Annotated in this window: 17 protein-coding genes; 12 read left to right on the top strand and 5 right to left on the bottom strand. The window is 69.7% G+C overall.

The genetic code is table 11. The annotated features are described in order from the left end of the window. Positions 1 to 6 precede the first annotated feature (6 nt). The gene (locus ACZ39I_RS32230; protein WP_352390749.1) at positions 7 to 1023 is read right to left on the bottom strand and encodes a sugar ABC transporter substrate-binding protein; all 1017 of its coding nucleotides are present in this window, start codon (positions 1021 to 1023) and stop codon (positions 7 to 9) included. A gap of 315 nt (positions 1024 to 1338) precedes the next feature. Here ACZ39I_RS32230 and ACZ39I_RS32225 point away from each other — a divergent pair, with 315 nt between their 5' ends. Both ACZ39I_RS32225 and ACZ39I_RS32220 read left to right on the top strand, forming a co-directional pair. After that, the gene (locus ACZ39I_RS32225) at positions 1339 to 3900 is read left to right on the top strand and encodes a GH32 C-terminal domain-containing protein (protein ID WP_467248464.1); all 2562 of its coding nucleotides are present in this window, start codon (positions 1339 to 1341) and stop codon (positions 3898 to 3900) included. Between the two features lie 15 nt (positions 3901 to 3915). Beyond that, on the top strand, positions 3916 to 4209 hold the full coding sequence (locus ACZ39I_RS32220; RefSeq protein ID WP_451475365.1) for a putative quinol monooxygenase: 294 nt from the start codon (positions 3916 to 3918) through the stop codon (positions 4207 to 4209). Between the two features lie 37 nt (positions 4210 to 4246). Here ACZ39I_RS32220 and ACZ39I_RS32215 read toward each other — a convergent pair whose 3' ends face one another. Continuing rightward, positions 4247 to 5482: an ROK family transcriptional regulator gene (locus ACZ39I_RS32215; RefSeq protein ID WP_467248463.1), complete on the bottom strand. Its 1236-nt coding sequence runs from the start codon at positions 5480 to 5482 to the stop codon at positions 4247 to 4249. Positions 5483 to 5642: 160 nt separating this feature from the next. Here ACZ39I_RS32215 and ACZ39I_RS32210 point away from each other — a divergent pair, with 160 nt between their 5' ends. From ACZ39I_RS32210 to ACZ39I_RS32195, 4 genes are read left to right on the top strand one after another with little or no spacing between them, the layout of a single operon-like run. Then, positions 5643 to 6959 (top strand): extracellular solute-binding protein, encoded by a 1317-nt coding sequence (locus ACZ39I_RS32210; protein ID WP_467248462.1) that lies wholly within the window; start codon positions 5643 to 5645, stop codon positions 6957 to 6959. 5 nt (positions 6960 to 6964) lie between these two features. Beyond that, positions 6965 to 7957, top strand: a complete 993-nt coding sequence (locus tag ACZ39I_RS32205; protein WP_467248461.1) for a carbohydrate ABC transporter permease — start codon at positions 6965 to 6967, stop codon at positions 7955 to 7957. Positions 7958 to 7970: 13 nt separating this feature from the next. After that, the gene (locus ACZ39I_RS32200; RefSeq protein WP_365118232.1) at positions 7971 to 8810 is read left to right on the top strand and encodes a carbohydrate ABC transporter permease; all 840 of its coding nucleotides are present in this window, start codon (positions 7971 to 7973) and stop codon (positions 8808 to 8810) included. Positions 8811 to 8830: 20 nt separating this feature from the next. Then, positions 8831 to 10189: a GH1 family beta-glucosidase gene (locus tag ACZ39I_RS32195; protein WP_467248460.1), complete on the top strand. Its 1359-nt coding sequence runs from the start codon at positions 8831 to 8833 to the stop codon at positions 10187 to 10189. 16 nt (positions 10190 to 10205) lie between these two features. Here ACZ39I_RS32195 and ACZ39I_RS32190 read toward each other — a convergent pair whose 3' ends face one another. After that, entirely contained in the window at positions 10206 to 10811 is a 606-nt protein-coding gene (locus tag ACZ39I_RS32190; RefSeq protein WP_467248459.1) for a dihydrofolate reductase family protein, read from the bottom strand. Between the two features lie 73 nt (positions 10812 to 10884). Then, positions 10885 to 11454 carry a TetR/AcrR family transcriptional regulator gene (locus ACZ39I_RS32185; protein WP_387721570.1) on the bottom strand — a complete coding sequence of 190 codons (570 nt, stop codon included), beginning with the start codon at positions 11452 to 11454 and terminating at the stop codon, positions 10885 to 10887. A 104-nt stretch (positions 11455 to 11558) separates the two neighbouring features. Here ACZ39I_RS32185 and ACZ39I_RS32180 point away from each other — a divergent pair, with 104 nt between their 5' ends. Together ACZ39I_RS32180 and ACZ39I_RS32175 are read left to right on the top strand one after the other, a co-directional pair. Next, positions 11559 to 12953 carry an MFS transporter gene (locus tag ACZ39I_RS32180; protein WP_467248458.1) on the top strand — a complete coding sequence of 465 codons (1395 nt, stop codon included), beginning with the start codon at positions 11559 to 11561 and terminating at the stop codon, positions 12951 to 12953. Between the two features lie 105 nt (positions 12954 to 13058). Further along, positions 13059 to 13592 (top strand): SMI1/KNR4 family protein, encoded by a 534-nt coding sequence (locus ACZ39I_RS32175; protein WP_467248508.1) that lies wholly within the window; start codon positions 13059 to 13061, stop codon positions 13590 to 13592. Between the two features lie 64 nt (positions 13593 to 13656). Here the strand turns inward: ACZ39I_RS32175 and ACZ39I_RS32170 are convergent, their stop codons facing one another. Beyond that, a complete protein-coding gene (locus tag ACZ39I_RS32170) occupies positions 13657 to 14304 on the bottom strand; it encodes a hypothetical protein (RefSeq protein ID WP_352390739.1) in 648 nt (215 codons plus the stop codon). 270 nt (positions 14305 to 14574) lie between these two features. Between ACZ39I_RS32170 and hemL the strand changes: the two genes are divergently transcribed. From hemL to ACZ39I_RS32150, 4 genes are all read left to right on the top strand, one after another. Further along, positions 14575 to 15894 (top strand): glutamate-1-semialdehyde 2,1-aminomutase, encoded by a 1320-nt coding sequence (gene hemL, locus ACZ39I_RS32165; protein WP_467248457.1) that lies wholly within the window; start codon positions 14575 to 14577, stop codon positions 15892 to 15894. Beyond that, a complete protein-coding gene (locus ACZ39I_RS32160; protein WP_467248456.1) occupies positions 15891 to 16580 on the top strand; it encodes a histidine phosphatase family protein in 690 nt (229 codons plus the stop codon). Before hemL ends, ACZ39I_RS32160 begins: the two co-directional genes overlap by 4 nt. A 212-nt stretch (positions 16581 to 16792) precedes the next feature. Continuing rightward, positions 16793 to 18079, top strand: a complete 1287-nt coding sequence (locus tag ACZ39I_RS32155; RefSeq protein ID WP_467248455.1) for a polysaccharide deacetylase family protein — start codon at positions 16793 to 16795, stop codon at positions 18077 to 18079. Positions 18080 to 18145: 66 nt separating this feature from the next. Further along, a complete protein-coding gene (locus ACZ39I_RS32150; protein ID WP_467248454.1) occupies positions 18146 to 18754 on the top strand; it encodes a TlpA family protein disulfide reductase in 609 nt (202 codons plus the stop codon). Position 18755 lies beyond the last annotated feature (1 nt).

Below are 18755 nucleotides of genomic sequence, written 5' to 3'. Positions count from 1 at the left end.
CCGGACTCAGCCCCAGCAGTTCTCCAGGCCGAAGGCGGTGTCCTTGGACGCGACGCCCGTCTGGGCCTTGTCGGTGATCAGGGTGACGCCGGTGTCGGTGTAACCGGACGCCTTCTTGCCGTCCTTGGCGTACGACACGACGGCCTTGACGCCCTCGGCGGCCATCTTCAGCGGGTACTGCTGCGACGTGGCCGCGATCTTGCCGTCCTTGACGGCCTGGGTGCCGGTGCAGCCGCCGTCGACGGAGACGATCAGGACGTCCTTCTCCCGGCCCTTGGCCTTCAGCGCGGTGTACGCGCCCAGGGCGGCCGGCTCGTTGATGGTGTAGACGAGGTTGATGCCGGGTTCCTTCTGGAGGCAGTTCTCCATCGCCGTCTGGCCCTTGGCCTGGTCGCCGCCCGTGTCCTGGGCGCACGCCACGTCCTTCTCGGTGGCGCCGAAGCCCTTGAGGAACCCGTTGTGCCGCTGGACGCCGACGGAGACACCGGGCGCGAGGTCGAGGGCGGCGATCTTCGCCGTCTTGCCCTTCATCGCGGCCTTGGCGTACTCGCCGATCAGCTCGCCGGCCTTGAGGTTGTCGGTGGCGAAGAGCGCGTCGACCGCGCTCTCCGGCTCGGTCGGCGTGTCCAGGGCGATGACCAGCACGCCCTTGGCCTTGGCCTTCGCTATCGCGGGCACGATCGCCTTGGAGTCGCTCGGGGTGATCAGGATGCCCTTCACACCGGCGGCGACCATGTTCTCGATGGCGGTCACCTGACCGGCGTTGTCGCCGTCGAACTTGCCCGCCGCGGTCATGAGCTGGACGCCGTCCTGCTTGGCGGCCTTCTCCGCGCCCTCCTTCATCTTCACGAAGAACGGGTTGGTGTCGGTCTTGGTGATCAGCCCGACCTTCACCGTGCCCGATCCGGAGCTCGTGGAGCCCGATCCGGAGCCGGAACCGCAGGCCGTCAGGGCGAGGGCCGCGACCGACGTGCACGCGGCGACTCTGAGCAGGGAGGAAGGCAGTCGAGGGGTGCGAGACATGAACGACTCCAGCGGGATTGCGGGCGAGCGACGGCATCGGAGCATGCCGTCCCTAGGTGTCATCGTTGACTTATGTCATCGTTGACACTGCCGAGGATGATGACCCCGTCTCCCGGCAACGTCAATGCCCCGCGCCTGTCACAAGTCCGCAACGATGAGTCAGCCGCCCGCTTCGTGCCCGAACCGTTGACGAGCCGTGCGGATTGCATTCATCATCAGGCCGGTGTCAACGATGACATAAGTCAACGCTGACATTCCTTGTCGGCGCCGCGGAGGACAGCGCCGGTCCCAGGGCGTCACCACCACAGGAGACCCATGACTTCTGGACGTGTATCCCGGCATGCCCGCATACGGATGATCGCGGCGGCGGCGACCGTCTGCGCCCTGTCCGCGACCCCGCTCGCCCCGCAGGCCGCCGCGGCCGGCACCCGGTCGTACACCGAGACCTACCGCCCCCAGTTCCACTTCACACCGCAGCAGAACTGGATGAACGACCCCAACGGCCTCGTGTACTACCAGGGCGAATACCACCTCTTCTACCAGTACAACCCGAGCGGCAACTCCTGGGGAGACATGTCCTGGGGGCACGCGGTCAGCAAGGACCTCGTGCACTGGAAGGAGCTGCCGCTCGCCCTGTCGCACGACGACAAGGAGATGGTGTTCTCCGGCAGCGCGGTCGTCGACCGGAACAACACGACCGGGTTCGGCACCAGGAAGAACCCGCCCATGGTGGCGATCTACACCAGCCACGACAAGAGCACGGGCACCCAGGCCCAGTCGCTCGCCTACAGCACCGACCGCGGCCGTACCTGGACCAAGTACCGGGGCAATCCGGTCATCGACATCGGCTCGAAGGACTTCCGCGACCCGAAGGTGCAGTGGTATGCGGCCACCCAGAGCTGGCTGATGACGGTGTCGCTGTCCGCCGAGCACAAGGTGCGGTTCTACTCGTCCAAGAACCTCAAGGACTGGGACCTGCTCAGCGAGTTCGGTCCGGCGGGCGCGACTGGCGGGGTGTGGGAGTGCCCCGACCTGTTCCCCCTCGCGGTCGACGGGGACCCGAAGAAGATCAAGTGGGTCCTCGTCGTCAACATCAACCCCGGTGGTATTGCGGGCGGTTCGGGTGCCCAGTACTTCGTGGGCGACTTCGACGGCAAGAAGTTCACCGCCGACGACAAGGGCGGCTACACCCCGCCCGCCGGCACGGTCGTCCAGGACTTCGAGGGCACCGGATTCGACCCGTGGACGACCACCGGGACGGCGTTCGGCGAGACACCGGCGACCGGTGCGCTGGACGGGCAGGGAGCGGTCACCGGATACGACGGCAAGGGCTTCGCCGACAGCTTCCACGGCGGTGACTCCGCGACCGGCACCCTCACCTCGCAGCCCTTCACGGTCGCGAGCCGCTATCTGAACTTCAAGGTCGGCGGCGGCAACCACCCGCACCAGGACGGGACCGTGCCGGAACGGGAAGTCACACCGCAGGGAACGGTCCTCGCCGACTTCGAGAACGGCACCTACGGCGACTGGACGACGACCGGCGACGCCTTCGGCACCGCACCGGCCACCGGCACCCTCCCCGGCCAGCAGGAGGTCACCGGCTGGCTGGGCGACGGCCTGGTCAACAGCTACCTGAACGGCGACGCCACGACCGGCACCCTCACCTCACCCGAGTTCACCCTCGACAAGGACTACGTCGACTTCCTCATCGGCGGCGGCAACCACCCGGCCGGCTCGGACCAGCCGACCGCGATGGAGCTCGTCGTCGACGGGCAGGTCGTGCGCAGCGCCACCGGAAGCGACGCCGAGGCACTGAACTGGGCTTCCTGGGACGTGCGCGACCTCGCCGGGAAGAAGGCGCGGATCAGGATCGTCGACGACAACACCGGCGGCTGGGGGCACCTCAACGTCGACCACGTCGTGCTGTCCGACACCCGGGCCCGGCCCGTCTCCCGGGAGACCTCCGTCAACCTGCTCGTCGACGGTGAGGTCGTCCGCAGCGCCACCGGTTCCGACAGCGAGACCCTGGACTGGGCCTCCTTCGACCTGCGCCCCTACGCGGGCAGGCAGGCCCGGATCCAGATCGTCGACAACAACACCGGCGGCTGGGGCCACATCATGGCCGACCGGTTCACCACCGCGGCCGCTCCCGCGAAGTCCGTCGTGCAGCGCGCCGACTGGGCCGACTACGGCAAGGACTACTACGCGGCCGTGTCCTGGGAGGACGCCCCGGGGGGCGAGCGGTACATGATCGGCTGGATGAACGACTGGGAGTACGGCGGCTCCCTTCCGACCTCGCCCTGGCGCGGCGCACAGAGCGTCCCGCGCCGGATGGCACTGCGCACCGTGGACGGCCGTGTGCGCCTGACCAGCGAACCGGTGGCCGGCCTGGCCTCCCTGCGCGAGGGGCCCGCGGCGACGGCGACCGGTGTCACCGTCACCAGCGCCTCACAGCCGCTGACCGGCCCGAACGGGCGGGGCAAGGCACTCGACATCGAGGCCACCTTCTCCCTCCGGGACGCCGAACGCTTCGGCATCAAGGTGCGCACCGGCGCCGGGGGAGAGGAGACCGTCATCGGCTACGACACCACGACCGAGGAGCTGTACGTCGACCGGACCCGCTCCGGCGCCTCGGACTTCAGCAGCGCCTTCCCCGGCGTCCAGCGGGCGCCGCTCAAGGCCGAGAACGGCAGGGTCACGCTGCGGATCCTCGTCGACTGGTCCTCCGTCGAGGTCTTCGGCGGCAGCGGCGAGGCCGTGATCACCGACCAGATCTTCCCCGACCCCGACAGCCAGGGGGTGCAGGTCTTCGCCGAGAACGGCTCGGTGAGGCTGGACCGCGCACGCGTCCGGCACCTCGGCTCCTACCGCGACTGACAAGGACACGAAACCGTGAAGAAGACCCTGCTCGCCGAGTTCACCGCCCGTGAGGGAGCTCAGGACGAGGTGGCCCGCATGATCGTGGAGTACGCCGGCAAGGTGCGTGCGGAGGAGGGCAACCTCGCCTTCGACGTCTACACCAAGGCCTCGCACCCCCGCGCCTTCTGGATCTTCGAGGTGTACCGGGACGAGGACGCCTTCCAGGCGCACCTGAACGCCCCGTACGGCGGCCCCTTCAACGCCGCGCTCACCCCGCTGATCGAGGAGACCGCCTCCGTGCTGACGTTCCTCGACCCGGTGGCCTGACGGGACCGGGCCGGGAGGGACCCCCCTTCCGGCCGGGTCAGCCGGTCGCGCTCTCGCGGTCACGGCCGCGTGCTGCGGGCCGCCCGCCACGGGCGAAGAGGTCGGCCAGGGGCAGGCTTGCCGCGCCGACCGTGACCGCGTCCGGGCCGAGTCGGCCGAGGTCGATGGAGACGCGGTCGGCGGGGTGGCGCAGGGCGTAGGCGTCGGCGTACCGGCGTACGGCGGGCAGGAGACGGGGGCCGAGCTGGAGGCCCGCCCAGCCGCCGATGAGGATGCGTTCGGGCTGAAAGAGGTTGACCAGGTCGGACAGGCCGGCGCCGACGTACTCGGCCGTCTCCTCCAGGACGGCGAGGGCCGCCGGGTCGTCGGCGGCGAGCAGCGCGACCAGCGCGGTCTCCTCGTCGGTGCCCTCGGGCGGGTGGCCGCCCGCCTCGCGCCAGCGGTCGACGAGCGCCCCCGCTCCCGCGTACGCCTCCAGACAGCCCAGCGCGCCGCAGCGGCAGCGGCGTCCCCTCACCCGCACGGTCACATGGCCCCACTCCAGGGGCCGGCCGTACTCCACCCCCTCGGTGACGAGACAGGCGCCGATGCCCGAGCCGAAGAGGACGACGACCGCGTTGCGGGAGCCCCGGCCGGCCCCGAACCACAGCTCGGCCTGGCCCAGCGTGCGGGCGCCGTTGTCGATGAAGTACGGGACGGAGTCGGGGAGTTCACAGGTCGAACGCAGCAGGGACTCCAGCGGGACGGCGTCCCAGCCGATCGTCTGGCCGTGAACGACCGCGCCCTGCTCCGGAGTGCGGGCCACGATGCCGGGGACGCCGATGCCCACGCCCAGCAGGTGTCCGGGGGCGATGTCCGTGTCGGCGAGGACCTCCGCGATGCCGTCGCGGATGTGGCCGACGATCACCTCGACGTCGTAGCCGTGATGCTCCAGGGGCCGTTCGGTGCGGGCGAGTTCGGTGAGGGCGAGGTCGAAGAGCTCGACGCGGACGCGGGTCTCGCCGACGTCGACGCCGATCATGTGGCCGCCGGTGGGCGCGACGCGCAGCAGGGTGCGGGGGCGGCCGCCGTCGGACTCGACGGTGCCGGCCTCCTCGACCAGGCCGTCCTCGACCAGTTCCGCGACCACGTTGCTGATGGAGCCGCCGCTCAGACCGGTGGCCGGGGCCAGTTCGAAGCGGCTCATGGGCCCGTCGAAATACAACCGTTGCAGTACGGCGGTCCGATTGCCCCGTCGCAGGTCACGCACCGTCCGCCCGTTCCGCCCCGCCATGTGGATCCCTTCCGACGCCGCCTCGACCTGCAAGATACCGCTGCGCCGACTCTTGACGCGACTTTCCTTCGCGTCTTAAATCACGCCATAAATTAACTCCGGGGTGGTGTTCGGGAAGCGAACGCACCCGGGGTCTCTCCCTGGAAGGGACTCCAGAGCCATGCGCAGAACCCGAGCCGCGGCCGCCGGTGCGGTCACCGTTTCCCTCCTGACTCTCGTGACCGCCTGTGGCGGCGGCTCGTCGACGAACGGCGGGTCCAACGACTCACCGAAGACCCTGACCTACTGGGCCTCCAACCAGGGCGCCAGCATCGAGGTCGACAAGAAGGTCCTCCAGCCCGAACTCGACAAGTTCGAGAAGCAGACCGGCATCAAGGTCAAGGTCGAGGTCGTGCCCTGGTCCGACCTCCTCAACCGGATCCTCACCGCGACCACCTCGGGCCAGGGCCCCGACGTCCTCAACATCGGCAACACCTGGAGCGCCTCCCTCCAGGCCACCGGCGCGCTGCTGCCCTGGAACGCCAAGAACTTCGCCGCGATCGGCGGCAGGGACCGCTTCGTCGATTCCGCGCTCGGCTCCACCGGCGCCCAGGGCCAGGACCCGGCCGCGGTCCCGCTCTACTCGATGTCCTACGCCCTCTACTACAACAAGGAGATCTTCGCCGACGCCGGCATCACCGAGCCGCCGGCGACCTGGGCCGAACTGATCGCCGACGGCAAGAAGATCCAGGCCAAGGGCAAGTCCGCGCTCGGCGCGGAGGGCGCAAACCTCTCGGAGAACATCCACCACGTCTTCGTCTTCGCCAAGCAGCACGGCGGCGACTTCTTCACCTCCGACGGCAAGCCCGACTTCACGAACGACAACGTCGTGGCCGCGGTCAAGCAGTACGTCGACCTCATGGCCAAGGACAAGGTCATCCCGACCGGCGACGCCGAGTACGCCCAGAACCAGTCGGTGAGCGACTTCGCCAAGGGCAAGCAGGCCATGCTGCTGTGGCAGTCCGCGTCCTCCAACCTGGAGTCCCAGGGCATGAGCGCGGACAAGTACGGCATCGCCCCCGTGCCCGTGCAGTCCGGCACCCCGGGCGCCGGCACCCAGGTCAACTCGGCCGTCATGGGCATCAACCTGGCCGTCTTCAAGAACACCGACAACATCGACGGCGCCAAGAAGTTCGTGAAGTTCATGACCGGCGACGCCGAACAGAAGATCCTCAACACCGCCTACAGCTCCATCCCGCCGGTGAAGAGCGTCCAGGAGGACTCCACCTTCAGCTCGGGCCCCAACGCGGTCCTCAAGAACACCCTCGCCACCAGCGCGGCCGCCCTGCCCCAGGTCGCCGACGAATCGCAGTTCGAGACGGCCGTGGGGACCGCCGTCAAGGACCTCTTCGCCGACGCGGCCGCGGGACGCGCGGTCACCACCGAGTCGGTGAAGGCGGCGCTGGAGAAGGCCCAGCAGCAGATGCCGGCGAAGTGAGCACGATGACCACCACCGCGCCCGCGGAGGCCGTCGTGCGCGAGAACTCTTCCGGGGCGGCGAAGCCCGGTCCCCGCCGCCGCCCCGGAAGGATCCGCCGCATCGGCCTGCCGTACCTGCTCCTGCTGCCGGCCCTGCTCCTGGAACTCCTGGTCCATCTGGTGCCGATGGTGATCGGCATCGTGATGAGCTTCAAGGAGCTCACGCAGTTCTACATCCGTGACTGGGGCGCCGCGCCCTGGTCCGGCCTCGACAACTACCAGGTGTCGGTGGACTTCGACGCCCCGGTCGGCGAGGCGCTGCTGCACTCGTTCCTCGTCACCGTGGTCTTCACCCTGCTGTCGGTCGGCCTGTGCTGGCTGCTCGGCACCGCGGCGGCGGTCTACCTTCAGGACACCTTCCGCGGCCGCGGCCTGCTGCGCGCCCTGTTCCTGGTGCCGTACGCCCTGCCGGTCTACGCGGCCGTCATCACCTGGGTGTTCATGTTCCAGCACGACAACGGCCTGGTGAACCACGTCCTGCACGGCCAGCTCCACCTCACCGACAAGCCGTCCTTCTGGCTCATCGGCGACAACAGCTTCTGGGCGCTGCTGACCGTCTCGGTGTGGAAGGGCTGGCCGTTCGCCTTCCTCATCGTCATGGCCGGACTCCAGAACATCCCCGGCGAGCTGTACGAGGCGGCGGCCCTGGACGGCGCCGGGATATGGCAGCAGATCCGCCGGATCACGCTCCCGTCCCTGCGGCCCGTCAACCAGGTGCTGCTCCTGGTCCTGTTCCTGTGGACCTTCAACGACTTCAACACGCCGTACGTCCTGTTCGGCAAGTCAGCCCCGGAGGCCGCGGACCTCATCTCGGTCCACATCTACCAGGCGTCCTTCGTCACCTGGAACTTCGGCACCGGCTCCGCCATGTCCGTACTCCTGCTGCTGTTCCTGCTCGTGGTGACGGGCGTCTACCTCCTGCTGACCTCCCGGGGAAGGAAGCCGGCCGATGTCTAGCCCCCGCTCGCCCATGGCGCCACCGCGCTCGTTCTTCTGGTCACGGCGGATCTTCCTCACCCTGCTCACCGGCTTCGTCCTGCTGCCGGTCTACGTCATGGTCTCCAGCTCGCTGAAGCCGCTCGCGGACGTCACGGGCGAGTTCCACTGGCTGCCGAGCCGGCTGACCGTCCGGCCGTACATCGACATCTGGTCCACGATCCCGCTCGCGCGGTACTTCGTGAACTCGCTGATCGTGGCGGGCGCCGCGACCGTCTGCTCGGTGGTGATCGCGGTGTTCGCCGCCTACGCGGTCAGCCGCTACGAGTTCCGCGGCAAGCGCGTCTTCACGGTCACCGTGCTGTCCACGCAGATGTTCCCGGGCATCCTCTTCCTCCTCCCGCTCTTCCTGATCTACGTCAACATCGGCAACGCCACCGGGATCGCCCTGTTCGGCTCGCGGGGCGGGCTGATCCTGACGTATCTGACCTTCTCCCTGCCGTTCTCGATCTGGATGCTGATCGGGTACTTCGACTCGGTGCCGCGCGATCTGGACGAGGCCGCGCTGGTGGACGGCTGCGGGCCGTTCGGCGCGCTGTTCCGGGTCGTCGTGCCGGCCGCGATCCCCGGGATCGTCGCGGTCGCCGTCTACGCCTTCATGACCGCCTGGGGCGAGGTCCTCTTCGCGTCGGTGATGACCAACGACACCACCCGCACCCTCGCCGTCGGCCTCCAGGGCTACTCCACGCTCAACAACGTGTACTGGAACCAGATCATGGCCGCCTCGCTGGTCGTCAGCGTCCCCGTGGTCGCCGGGTTCCTGCTGCTCCAGCGCTATCTCGTCGCCGGGCTGACGGCGGGCGCCGTCAAGTGACCGACCGTGAAAGGACTTTCGTGACCATCGACCTCGCCGCACTCCCGCACGACTTCCTGTGGGGCACGGCCACGGCGGCCTACCAGATCGAGGGAGCCGTGTCGGAGGACGGCCGCTCGCCGTCGATCTGGGACACCTTCTCGCACACCCCGGGCAAGGTCGCGGGCGGCGACACCGGCGACGTCGCCTGCGACCACTACCACCGCTGGCGCGAGGACATCGACCTGATGCGCAGGCTCGGCACCAACGCCTACCGCCTGTCCGTCGCCTGGCCGCGCGTGGTCCCGGGCGGGGACGGCCCGGTCAACCCCAAGGGCCTCGACTTCTACGACCAGTTGATCGACGCCCTGCTGGAAGCCGGCATCACCCCGTCCGTCACCCTCTACCACTGGGACCTGCCCCAGGTGCTCCAGGACCGCGGCGGCTGGCCCGCACGCGAGACCGCCGAGCACTTCGCGGCGTACGCCTCGGTCGTGGCCGGGCGGCTGGGGGACCGGGTGCACCACTGGACCACGCTCAACGAGCCTCTGTGCTCGGCCTGGATCGGCCACCTGGAGGGGAAGATGGCCCCCGGCCTGACCGACCTCACGGCCGCCGTCCGCGCCTCCTACCACCTGCTCCTCGGCCACGGCCTCGCCACCCAGGCGATCCGCGCCGCGTCCCCGTCCGCCGAGGTCGGCCTTGTCACCAACCTCTCCACGGTCCACGCGGCCACCGACCGCCCGGAGGACCTCGACGCCGCCCGCCGCATGGACGGCCACACCAACCGCTGGTGGCTCGACCCGGTCCACGGCCGCGGCTTCCCGGCGGACATGCGGGAGGTCTACGGCGTCGAACTCCCGGCATGCGAGGGCGACTTGGCGGTGATCGCCGCCCCCCTGGACTGGCTCGGCCTCAACTACTACATGCCGGTCACCGTCGCCGACGACCCCACCGGACCGGCGCCCCGGGCCCGTCAGGTCGCCCGCCCCGGCGTGCCCCGCACCGGCATGGACTGGGAGATCGACGCGCAGGGCATCGAGACCCTCCTGCTCCGCCTCACGAACGAGTACGGCGCCCGCAAGCTCTACGTCACCGAGAACGGCTCCGCCTACCCCGACGTCGTACGCCCCGACGGCACGGTCGACGACCCGGCACGCCAGCGGTACCTGATCGACCACCTCGCCGCCTGCGCGTCCGCCGCCCGCAAGGGCGCCCCGCTGGCCGGCTACTTCGCCTGGTCCCTGCTGGACAACTTCGAGTGGGCCTACGGCTACGACAAGCGCTTCGGCCTGGTCCACGTCGACTACGAGACGCAGCGGCGCACGATCAAGGGCACGGGGTACCGGTACGCGGACGTCATCCGGGCGCACGAGGAGAGGGGCCGCAGGGCTGCCTGAACCGGGCTCCGGCTCCTCAGTAACTGTCGTAGCCCGGCTCACCATTGACCCGGTAGACGCCGACGACGGTGCCGCCCTTCGTCGTCGAGACGCTGACCGGCTCCAGCGCGGTGGGGATCGCTCCGTCGGCGAACAGCCGCTTGCCGGTGCCGATGATCACCGGGTGGATGGTCAGCCGGTACTCGTCGACGAGGCCGTGCCGCATGAGGGTCTGGGCGAGGTCGCCGCTGCCGACAACGTTGATGTTGCCGCCGTCGGAGGCCTTCAGCTTGCGTACGGCATCGGCGATGTCGCCCTCCAGCAGCGTGGAGTTCTGCCACTCGACGGACGTCAGGGTCCGGGACGCCACGTACTTGTGCATGCCGTTCATCCGGTCGGTGAACGGGTTGCCGGGATCGGCGGTCGGCCAGTACGAGGCGAAGATCTCGTACGTCTTGCGGCCGAGCAGCATCGCGTCGGAGTGCTCGTACCAGCCGGCGATGGCCGCGCCGACCTCGTCGTCGGACACCGGCTTCTGCCAGCCGCCGTGCTCGAAGCCGCTCTCGGCGTCCTCGTCCGGGCCGCCCGGGGCCTGCATGACGCCGTCCAGCGACAGGAACGTGCAAACGGTGATCTTGCGCATGGTGCGCTCCCTTCGTCGAGGGGTAGACGGCACGACCGCCGGAAACTCATCGGCGGACGTGGCCGCCCGGCCGTCACCGGAGCAGACGGTCGACCAGGCCCTCCACGTACTCCGGGGTGAGCGGGCCCGCGCCGAACAGGACGCGGATGTACATCGGGGCCATGACGTGGTCGACGACGGTCAACGCGTCGGGGGCCCGCTCCCCGCGCTCGCGTGCCCGGTCGAGCATGGACTGCAACTGCCGGGCTCGTTCGGCGAGGAAGTCGTCGCGCAGGCGCAGGCCCTCGGGTCCGGAGGCGGACAGGGCGACGGCCAGGCGGAGCACGGCCAGACCGTCGGGTCCGGTGATCTCGCGGGCCACGGCGGCCGCGTAAGTGCGCAGGTCACCGACCAGGTCCCCGGTGTCGGGCATCGGCGAGCGCGCATTGAGGCGGGTCAGCGTCACGTCGGTGAGCAGTGCTTCGAGGCTGCCCCAACGCCGGTAGACGGTGGTGTCGGCGACTCCCGCGCGGGCCGCGACCTCGCTGACGGTGAATCCGCCGTACCCGCGTTCGCCCACCAGGTCGGTGACGGCCTGATGCACCGCCGCGCGGACGCGGGCGCTGCGTCCGCCGGGCCGCCGGGTGCGCTGTTGCTCGTCCATGCCTCCCACCTTAAAGCAGTCAGCACTTGCGTTTGCGTACCGAGTCGCTCTACCGTGCGCTTAATGCAGCTGACGGCTGCTTTAGGCGAGGGGGAGGAGACGTCATGCTCGTGGTGACCTGCCTGGGGCAGTTCATGGTGCTGCTCGACAACACGATCGTCGGCGCGGCACTGCCGGACATGCAGCACCGCCTGGACACCGGACTGACCGGACTGCAATGGATCGTCGACGCCTACGTCCTGCTGGTCGCCATGCTGCTGCTGTCCGGCGGGGTCTTCGCCGACCGCTTCGGCCGCAAGCGCGTGTACCTGAGCGGTGTCGCGGTGTTCACCGCCGCGTCCGTGCTGTGCAGCATCGCCCCCTCGGTCGGCTGGCTGGTGGCCGGGCGGGTGCTGCAGGGGGTCGGGGCCGCGGCCCTGAGTCCCGCCTCGCTCGCACTCCTGGTGGCCGCGCATCCCGCCCCGCAGGAGCGGGTCAGGGCGATCGGGCTGTGGGCAGGGCTCAGCGGCATCGGCCTGGCCGCCGGGCCCGTCGCCGGAGGCGTCCTGTCGCAGGCGTTCGGCTGGCCCGCGATCTTCCTGGTCAACGTGCCCATCGGCGTGGTTCTGCTGGTGGCCGGCCGGCGCGTCCTCACGGAGTCCCGCAACCCGGACGCCCGCGCCCTCGACATCCCGGGCACGATCCTGTCCGTCCTCGGGGTGGGCACCCTGGCCTACGCCCTGATCGAAGGCGGCTCACGCGGCTGGACCTCACCGGTGATCCTCGGTGGCTTCGCCGCGGCGGCCGCCCTCCTCGCCGCGTTCGTCGCCGTGGAGCGGCGGCACCCCGCACCGATGCTGCCGCCGGGCCTGTTCCGCCGGCGGCTGTTCACCGTCTCCAACTCCGCCATGACCGTGGTCGGGTTCGCGCTCATGGGCTCGTCGTTCTTCTTCTCGCAGTTCTTCGTGTACGTCCAGGGCAGCTCGATCCTGCGGGCCGGACTGCAGACCCTGCCCACCACCCTCGCCATGGTCGTCGTCAGCCCCTTCGCGGGCCGCCTCGCCGGCAGGTACGGCTACCGGTCCGTGGTCACCGGCGGTCTGGCGCTGGCCGGGCTGGGGCTCCTCGCGCTGGGCGGGGTGCACGCGGACACCGGTTACGCGAACGCGTCGTGGCGGCTCGCCACGGTCGGCGTCGGCTTCGCCCTGACCATGTCCCCGCTGACCGGCGCCGCCATCCAGGCGGTCGACCCGCAGGAGGGCGGTCTCGCGTCGGGCATCAGCAGCACCACGCGGCAGATCGGCGCGGTGCTCGGCGTGGCGGTGCTCGGGGCCGTGGTGCGCGCCCGGCAGTCCGGCGGCGCCTCCTTCGAGGCCGCTCTCGACAGCGCCTTCGCCGTGGCCGGAGCCGTCACCCTGGCCGCCGCGGTGTGCACAGGCCTGTGGCTGGCAGGGTCCCGGCCGACGCCCGCGCCTGCGTCGCAGCAGCGCCCGGACCTCGGCGCGCGGCGCACTCCGTGAACCTCCTCCGGGTGTCCGCCACCCGGCGCGGGTGGACCTGCGGTGACGCGCGGACCGCCGGTACCGTGCCGCTTTGACCAGTGACAAGGCCGACCGCCGCGGCCTCTGGGACGGCGCCGCGGTCCGTGCCCGTGTCGCCGCCATGGCCCAAGGAGACCCTGGGCGTCAGCGTTTCGGGTCCTCCACCACGGATATCGACTTCGGCCTCCTCTGGCCGAGGACACGATCCGGCTGTTCGAGCAGCAGCACGGTGTCGGACTCCCCGCCTCCTACCGCAGCTTCCTCAAGGACGTCGCCGACGGAGGAGCGGGACCGGACTACGGGCTCCTGGGCCTTACCGAGGAAGTGGACGACGAAGAGGCTCTGCACGACTTGCGAGAAGAGGGCCGGCGCGTGGGCTTCCTGTCCACGCCGTTTCCGCACACCACCGAGTGGCCGGGGCCGGGCAGGAACGGTGACGCCAACTACTCGGTCGCAGGGAGTCTGGTCATCGGGGAGTGCGGTTGCGGCACGTTCCCCCGGCTGGTCGTCACGGGGAGGAACGCCGGCCAGGTCTGGCTCGACGACCCCGACTGGGGCGGCCTGACACCGGGGCCGGACTTCCGGGGCTGGTACCTGGCATGGCTGGCTACGACCTGATCGGTGTGCGCACATGAAAAAGGCGAGGCCCGAAGACCCCGCCCGAATCCCGCGAAACCCTAGGTCACGGCCACACAAGGCAATACGGCTGATGCCCCGCCTCATGCAACCGGTGGCTGAAGTCCTGCCACTCGTGCAGCAGTTGGTACACGTTGAACGCGTCCCGCGGGCCGCCCCGGTCCGGGACCGTCGACCAGATGAACGCCGCCGCGCCGACCGCTTCCTCGCCTATGCCGCGCAGCGGGTCCACGACCGTCATGGGGAGCTTGACCACCGCGTAGTCGGGGTGCAGGACGACCAGTTCGAGCGGGGGGACCTTGTTCAGGGGGACGCCCTCGATGCCGGTGAGGACCATCGCCGCCATGGTCTCCGGCTTGATCTTGGTGAACATGCCGTTCATGCCGAGCTCGTCGCCGCCGAGTTCCTCGGGGCGCATCGAGATCGGGACGCGGGCCGCGGTCGCGCCGTCGGGCGCGCCGAAGTACTTGTACGTCACCCCCACCCGACCACCATTCCTGCTTCCCGCCCTCAACGGATCGATCCGACGTTCGATACGTCGCTCGTCGCGTTCCGACTCATCCGGGGTGCCCGAGGTGCTGCGTCCCTGACGTGTCTCGGCCGCTTCCTCCGCCTCGCGCCGGTGCCTTCCCCGCCGGGCACGTCGAGGACCCAGGTCATCGGTCCCCTCGCCCAGTCCGCCACCGCGATGCATATCTCCACCCGACTGCTTTTCTAGGACGCGCGACCCCCGCCGCGCAACCCGATCATCGTGTCAGTGACCTCCCCCACGGCCGCCCGCCGAAACGTGCGTTGAAACACCTGTCCGCGGGATCTTCGCAGCCCCTCTGTGTGTATCTGCATCCAGTTTCGCAGATCGTGGGGCGCCGGGGCGTTCCGAGGGCTGGCCTACCCTGAGGTAGTCACCGGCAACGGAGTCCGAGAAAGCCGAACAAACCGGAAAAGGTCGGAGTAGTCGCAAGACATGAGTGAATTGCCCTATTCGTACGATGCGCCTGTCTCGCAGGCCCTGTTCGACCGCGCGTCCGCCGTCACGCCCGGCGGCGTGAACTCCCCGGTCCGCGCCTTCCGTGCCGTGGGCGGCACCCCCCGCTTCATGGTGTCCGGCACCGGCCCCTACCTGACCGACGCCGACGGACGCGAGTACGTCGACCTCGTCTGCTCCTGGGGACCCATGATCCTCGGGCACTCGCACCCCGAGGTCATCGCCGCCGTCCAGGAGGCGGTGTCGAAGGGCACCTCCTTCGGCACCCCCGGTGAGGGTGAGGTCGCGCTCGCCGAGGAGATGGTCGCCCGTGTCGAGCCGCTGGAGCAGGTGCGGCTCGTCTCCAGCGGGACCGAGGCCACCATGTCCGCGATCCGGCTCGCCCGCGGTTTCACCCGGCGCACCAAGGTCATCAAGTTCGCCGGGTGTTACCACGGTCACGTCGACTCGCTGCTGGCCGCGGCGGGCAGCGGTGTGGCCACCTTCGCGCTTCCCGACACCCCGGGCGTCACCGGTGCCCAGGCCGGCGACACGATCGTGCTGCCGTACAACGACCTCGAGGCCGTCCACGAGGCCTTCCACCGGCACCCCGGCGAGATCGCCTGTGTGATCACCGAGGCATCGCCCGGCAACATGGGTGTCGTGCCGCCGCTTCCCGGGTTCAACCAGGGACTGAAGGACGCCTGCGCGCAGAACGGCGCCCTCTACATCTCCGACGAGGTCATGACCGGGTTCCGGACCAGCCGCAGCGGTTGGTACGGCATCGACGGGGTCCGCCCCGATCTGCTGACCTTCGGGAAGGTCATGGGCGGGGGCTTCCCCGCTGCCGCCTTCGGGGGCCGTGCCGATGTCATGGCCCACCTCGCCCCCGCCGGACCCGTCTACCAGGCCGGCACCCTCTCCGGGAACCCCGTCGCCACCGCCGCCGGCCTCGCCCAGCTGCGGCTGCTCGACGACGCGGCCTACGTCACGATCGACGCCGTCTCCGGGCAGATCCAGTCGCTGGTCTCCGAAGCGCTCACCAAGGAAGGCGTCGCGCACACCGTGCAGAGCGCCTCCAACATGTTCTCGGTGTTCTTCACCGACCGGCCGGTGCGCAGCTACGAGGACGCCAAGGCGCAGGAGTCCTTCCGGTACACGGCGTTCTTCCACTCCCTTCTGGAGAACGGCGTCTACCTGCCGCCGTCCTCCTTCGAGTCGTGGTTCGTCTCCACGGCCCACGACGAGCAGGCGGTTCAGCGGATCGCCGCCGCCCTTCCGGCGGCGGCCCGAGCGGCGGCGGAGGCCACGGCAGCATGAGCACCCCGACCAACAGCGACATCACCGTCGTCCACCTCATGCGCCACGGCGAGGTCGCCAACCCCGACGGTGTTCTCTACGGCCGTCTCGCGGGCTACCACCTCTCCGAGCTCGGGCGGCAGATGGCCGACCGGGTCGCCGAGCACCTCGCCCCCCGGGACGTCACCTACGTCTGCGCCTCCCCGCTGGAGCGGGCGCAGGAGACCGCCACGCCGATCGCCAAGGCGCACGGCCTCGACCTCGCGACCGACGAGCGGCTCATCGAGGCCGAGAACGTCTTCCAGGGCAAGACCTTCGGCGTCGGCGACGGCGCGCTGAAGAACCCCGAGAACTGGAAGCACCTCGTCAACCCCTTCAAGCCGTCCTGGGGAGAGCCGTACATCGAGCAGGTCGTCCGGATGAAGGGCGCGCTGGACGCGGCCAGGGACCGGGCGCGCGGCCATGAGGCGGTGCTGGTCAGCCACCAGCTGCCGATCTGGATCGTGCGGTCCTACGTCGAGAAGCGGCGGCTGTGGCACGACCCGCGCAAGCGGCAGTGCACGCTCGCCTCCCTCACCTCCTTCACCTACCAGGGCGACAGGATCGTCTCCGTCGGCTACAGCGAGCCCGCGATCGATCTTGTGCCGGTCCATCTCCGGGCTGGTGCGAAGCCGGTGAAGGGCGGGAGCAAGGGGTTCGGGGCGTAGCGCTCCGCGGGAAACCGGGCATGAAGGCCGTGGGGAGCTGCGGGTCCGTCGTGGCTGGGCGCGCCCGCGCGGCGGAGCCGCATAGTGATACGGCCTCGCGCCCCTTTTGGGGCGCGTTCCTGTTACCGAATCCGGAAATAGTGCCGGAACCTTTCCCCTTCTCGTCTCCTCTGACTGGGTGACCACCAGAGAACGTGACGAATCGGGGAAACATGCCCACTCTCAGCCGAAGGGGAGCAATAGGCCTCGGCGCGGGCGCCGCGGCCGCCGTGGGGCTCTCGGGGTGCGGAACCCTCACCGGGTCGGACGGGGTGAGCCACGCCGGCGGCTCCACGCCCAGCAAGAAGCCGGCCCCCACGGCCCGCCCCATCGGTGACGGCTCCACCTCCTTCACCGGCAAGCAGCCCCACCAACCCGGCAAGCCGGTGCCGCTGGAGCCCGGTCAGACCCCGCCGCAGTTCGTCGTCTTCTCCTGGGACGGCGCCGGCGAGGTCGGCAACGGCCTGTTCCCGCGCTTCCTCGACCTCGCCAGGAAGCACGACGCGCACATGACCTTCTTCCTCTCCGGGCTGTATCTGCTGCCCGAGTCGAAGAAGCGGCTCTACGACCCCCCGAACAACCCCCGCGGCGCCTCCGACATCGGCTACCTCACCGACGCGCACGTCAAGGCGACCCTCACCAACGTCCGCCGGGCCTGGCTCGAGGGGCACGAGATCGGCACCCACTTCAACGGCCACTTCTGCTCCGGTCACGGCACCGTCGGCAACTGGACGCCCCAGCAGTGGAAGAGCGAGATCGAGCAGGCGAAGTCCTTCGTCAAGCAGTGGCGCACCAACACCGGCTGGACCGACCTGCCGGCGCTGCCCTTCGACTACGACAAGGAACTCGTCGGCGGCCGTACCCCCTGCCTCCTCGGCCAGGACAACCTGCTGCCCACCGCCCGCGAGCTCGGCTGGCGCTACGACGCCTCCTCGCCCGGCGGCCGCCAGATCTGGCCCGAGAAGAAGAACGGCCTCTGGGACCTGCCGCTCCAGGCGATACCTTTCCCCGGCCGCAGCTTCGAGGTCCTGTCCATGGACTACAACATGCTCGCCAACCAGTCGATCAACTCGACCAACGCGCCCGCGTACAACTACCCGGCCTGGCGCGAGCAGTCCGCCGGGGCCTACATCGCCGGCTTCAAGCGGGCCTACGAGACCAACCGCGCCCCCTTCTTCGTCGGCAACCACTTCGAGCACTGGAACGGCGGCCTCTACATGGACGCCGTCGAGCGGGCCTTCACGTACATCGCGCGGGAGAAGGAGAAGGGCGCCGACGTCCGCATGGTCTCCTTCCGGCAGTTCGTCGACTGGATGGACGTACAGAAGCCGGAGGTGCTCGCCAAGCTCCGCACACTCGACGTCGGACAGGAGCCGGCGGGCGGCTGGAAGACGTTCCTCAAGAACACCCCTGCGACGACCTCGTCACCGTCCTCGACAGCCTCCTCGAACGCTGCCTGAAATGCGGGTTTCCGCCCACAAGGGGGGTGCGCAAGATCCCCGGAACGGGCATGCGAAACTTTTCACATGAGTGCCGCCAGCCGTAGCCGCTCCCGAATCCGTACCACCCTCCTCAGCGCGGGTGCCGCAGTCGCGGCGCTGACCCTGTCCGCCTGCGGCTCGGGCGGCACCTCGGGCGGAGGCGGCAACACCAACTTCATCATGGGCGCGGACGGCATCTCGACCGCCAAGCAGGGGGCCCGGGGCACCGCCCCCGACCTGTCCGGCAAGACCGTCGACGGGGGCCGGCTCGACGTCGCCGACTACAAGGGCAAGGTCGTCGTCCTGAACATGTGGGGCTCCTGGTGCGCCCCCTGCCGGGCCGAGGCACCCAACCTGGAAGCGGTCCACAAGGAGCTCAAGGGCAAGGGCGTCCAGTTCGTCGGCGTCAACACCCGCGACACCAGCGTCCAGAACGCCCGCGCCTTCGAGAAGGACATGGGCATCACCTTCCCCAGCCTGTACGACCCGACGGGCAAGCTGATGCTCCGCTTCGCGAAGGGCACCCTCAACCCGCAGGCCGTGCCCTCCACGCTCGTCATCGACCGGGACGGGAAGATCGCCGCCCGCTCGCTGGCCGCGCTCAGCGAGAGCAAGCTGCGCAAGATGATCGACCCCGTCCTCGCGGAGAAGTGAC

The organism is Streptomyces sp. NPDC024687, from assembly GCF_055559055.1.
The sequence above is the reverse complement of the archived record's forward strand: the minus strand, read 5'-3'. Positions and strand labels throughout refer to the sequence as shown.

Coding starts and splice junctions, on each gene's coding strand:
- ACZ39I_RS32215 (WP_467248463.1), bottom strand. CDS start 5,482: ATGGCGGGGCGGAACGGGCGGACGGTGCGTGACCTGCGACGGGGCAAT.
- ACZ39I_RS32150 (WP_467248454.1), top strand. CDS start 18,146: ATGAGTGCCGCCAGCCGTAGCCGCTCCCGAATCCGTACCACCCTCCTC.
- ACZ39I_RS32225 (WP_467248464.1), top strand. CDS start 1,339: ATGACTTCTGGACGTGTATCCCGGCATGCCCGCATACGGATGATCGCG.
- ACZ39I_RS32200 (WP_365118232.1), top strand. CDS start 7,971: ATGGCGCCACCGCGCTCGTTCTTCTGGTCACGGCGGATCTTCCTCACC.
- ACZ39I_RS32185 (WP_387721570.1), bottom strand. CDS start 11,454: ATGGACGAGCAACAGCGCACCCGGCGGCCCGGCGGACGCAGCGCCCGC.
- ACZ39I_RS32190 (WP_467248459.1), bottom strand. CDS start 10,811: ATGCGCAAGATCACCGTTTGCACGTTCCTGTCGCTGGACGGCGTCATG.
- ACZ39I_RS32230 (WP_352390749.1), bottom strand. CDS start 1,023: ATGTCTCGCACCCCTCGACTGCCTTCCTCCCTGCTCAGAGTCGCCGCG.
- ACZ39I_RS32155 (WP_467248455.1), top strand. CDS start 16,793: ATGCCCACTCTCAGCCGAAGGGGAGCAATAGGCCTCGGCGCGGGCGCC.
- ACZ39I_RS32210 (WP_467248462.1), top strand. CDS start 5,643: ATGCGCAGAACCCGAGCCGCGGCCGCCGGTGCGGTCACCGTTTCCCTC.
- ACZ39I_RS32205 (WP_467248461.1), top strand. CDS start 6,965: ATGACCACCACCGCGCCCGCGGAGGCCGTCGTGCGCGAGAACTCTTCC.
- ACZ39I_RS32170 (WP_352390739.1), bottom strand. CDS start 14,304: ATGCATCGCGGTGGCGGACTGGGCGAGGGGACCGATGACCTGGGTCCT.
- ACZ39I_RS32160 (WP_467248456.1), top strand. CDS start 15,891: ATGAGCACCCCGACCAACAGCGACATCACCGTCGTCCACCTCATGCGC.
- ACZ39I_RS32180 (WP_467248458.1), top strand. CDS start 11,559: ATGCTCGTGGTGACCTGCCTGGGGCAGTTCATGGTGCTGCTCGACAAC.
- hemL (WP_467248457.1), top strand. CDS start 14,575: ATGAGTGAATTGCCCTATTCGTACGATGCGCCTGTCTCGCAGGCCCTG.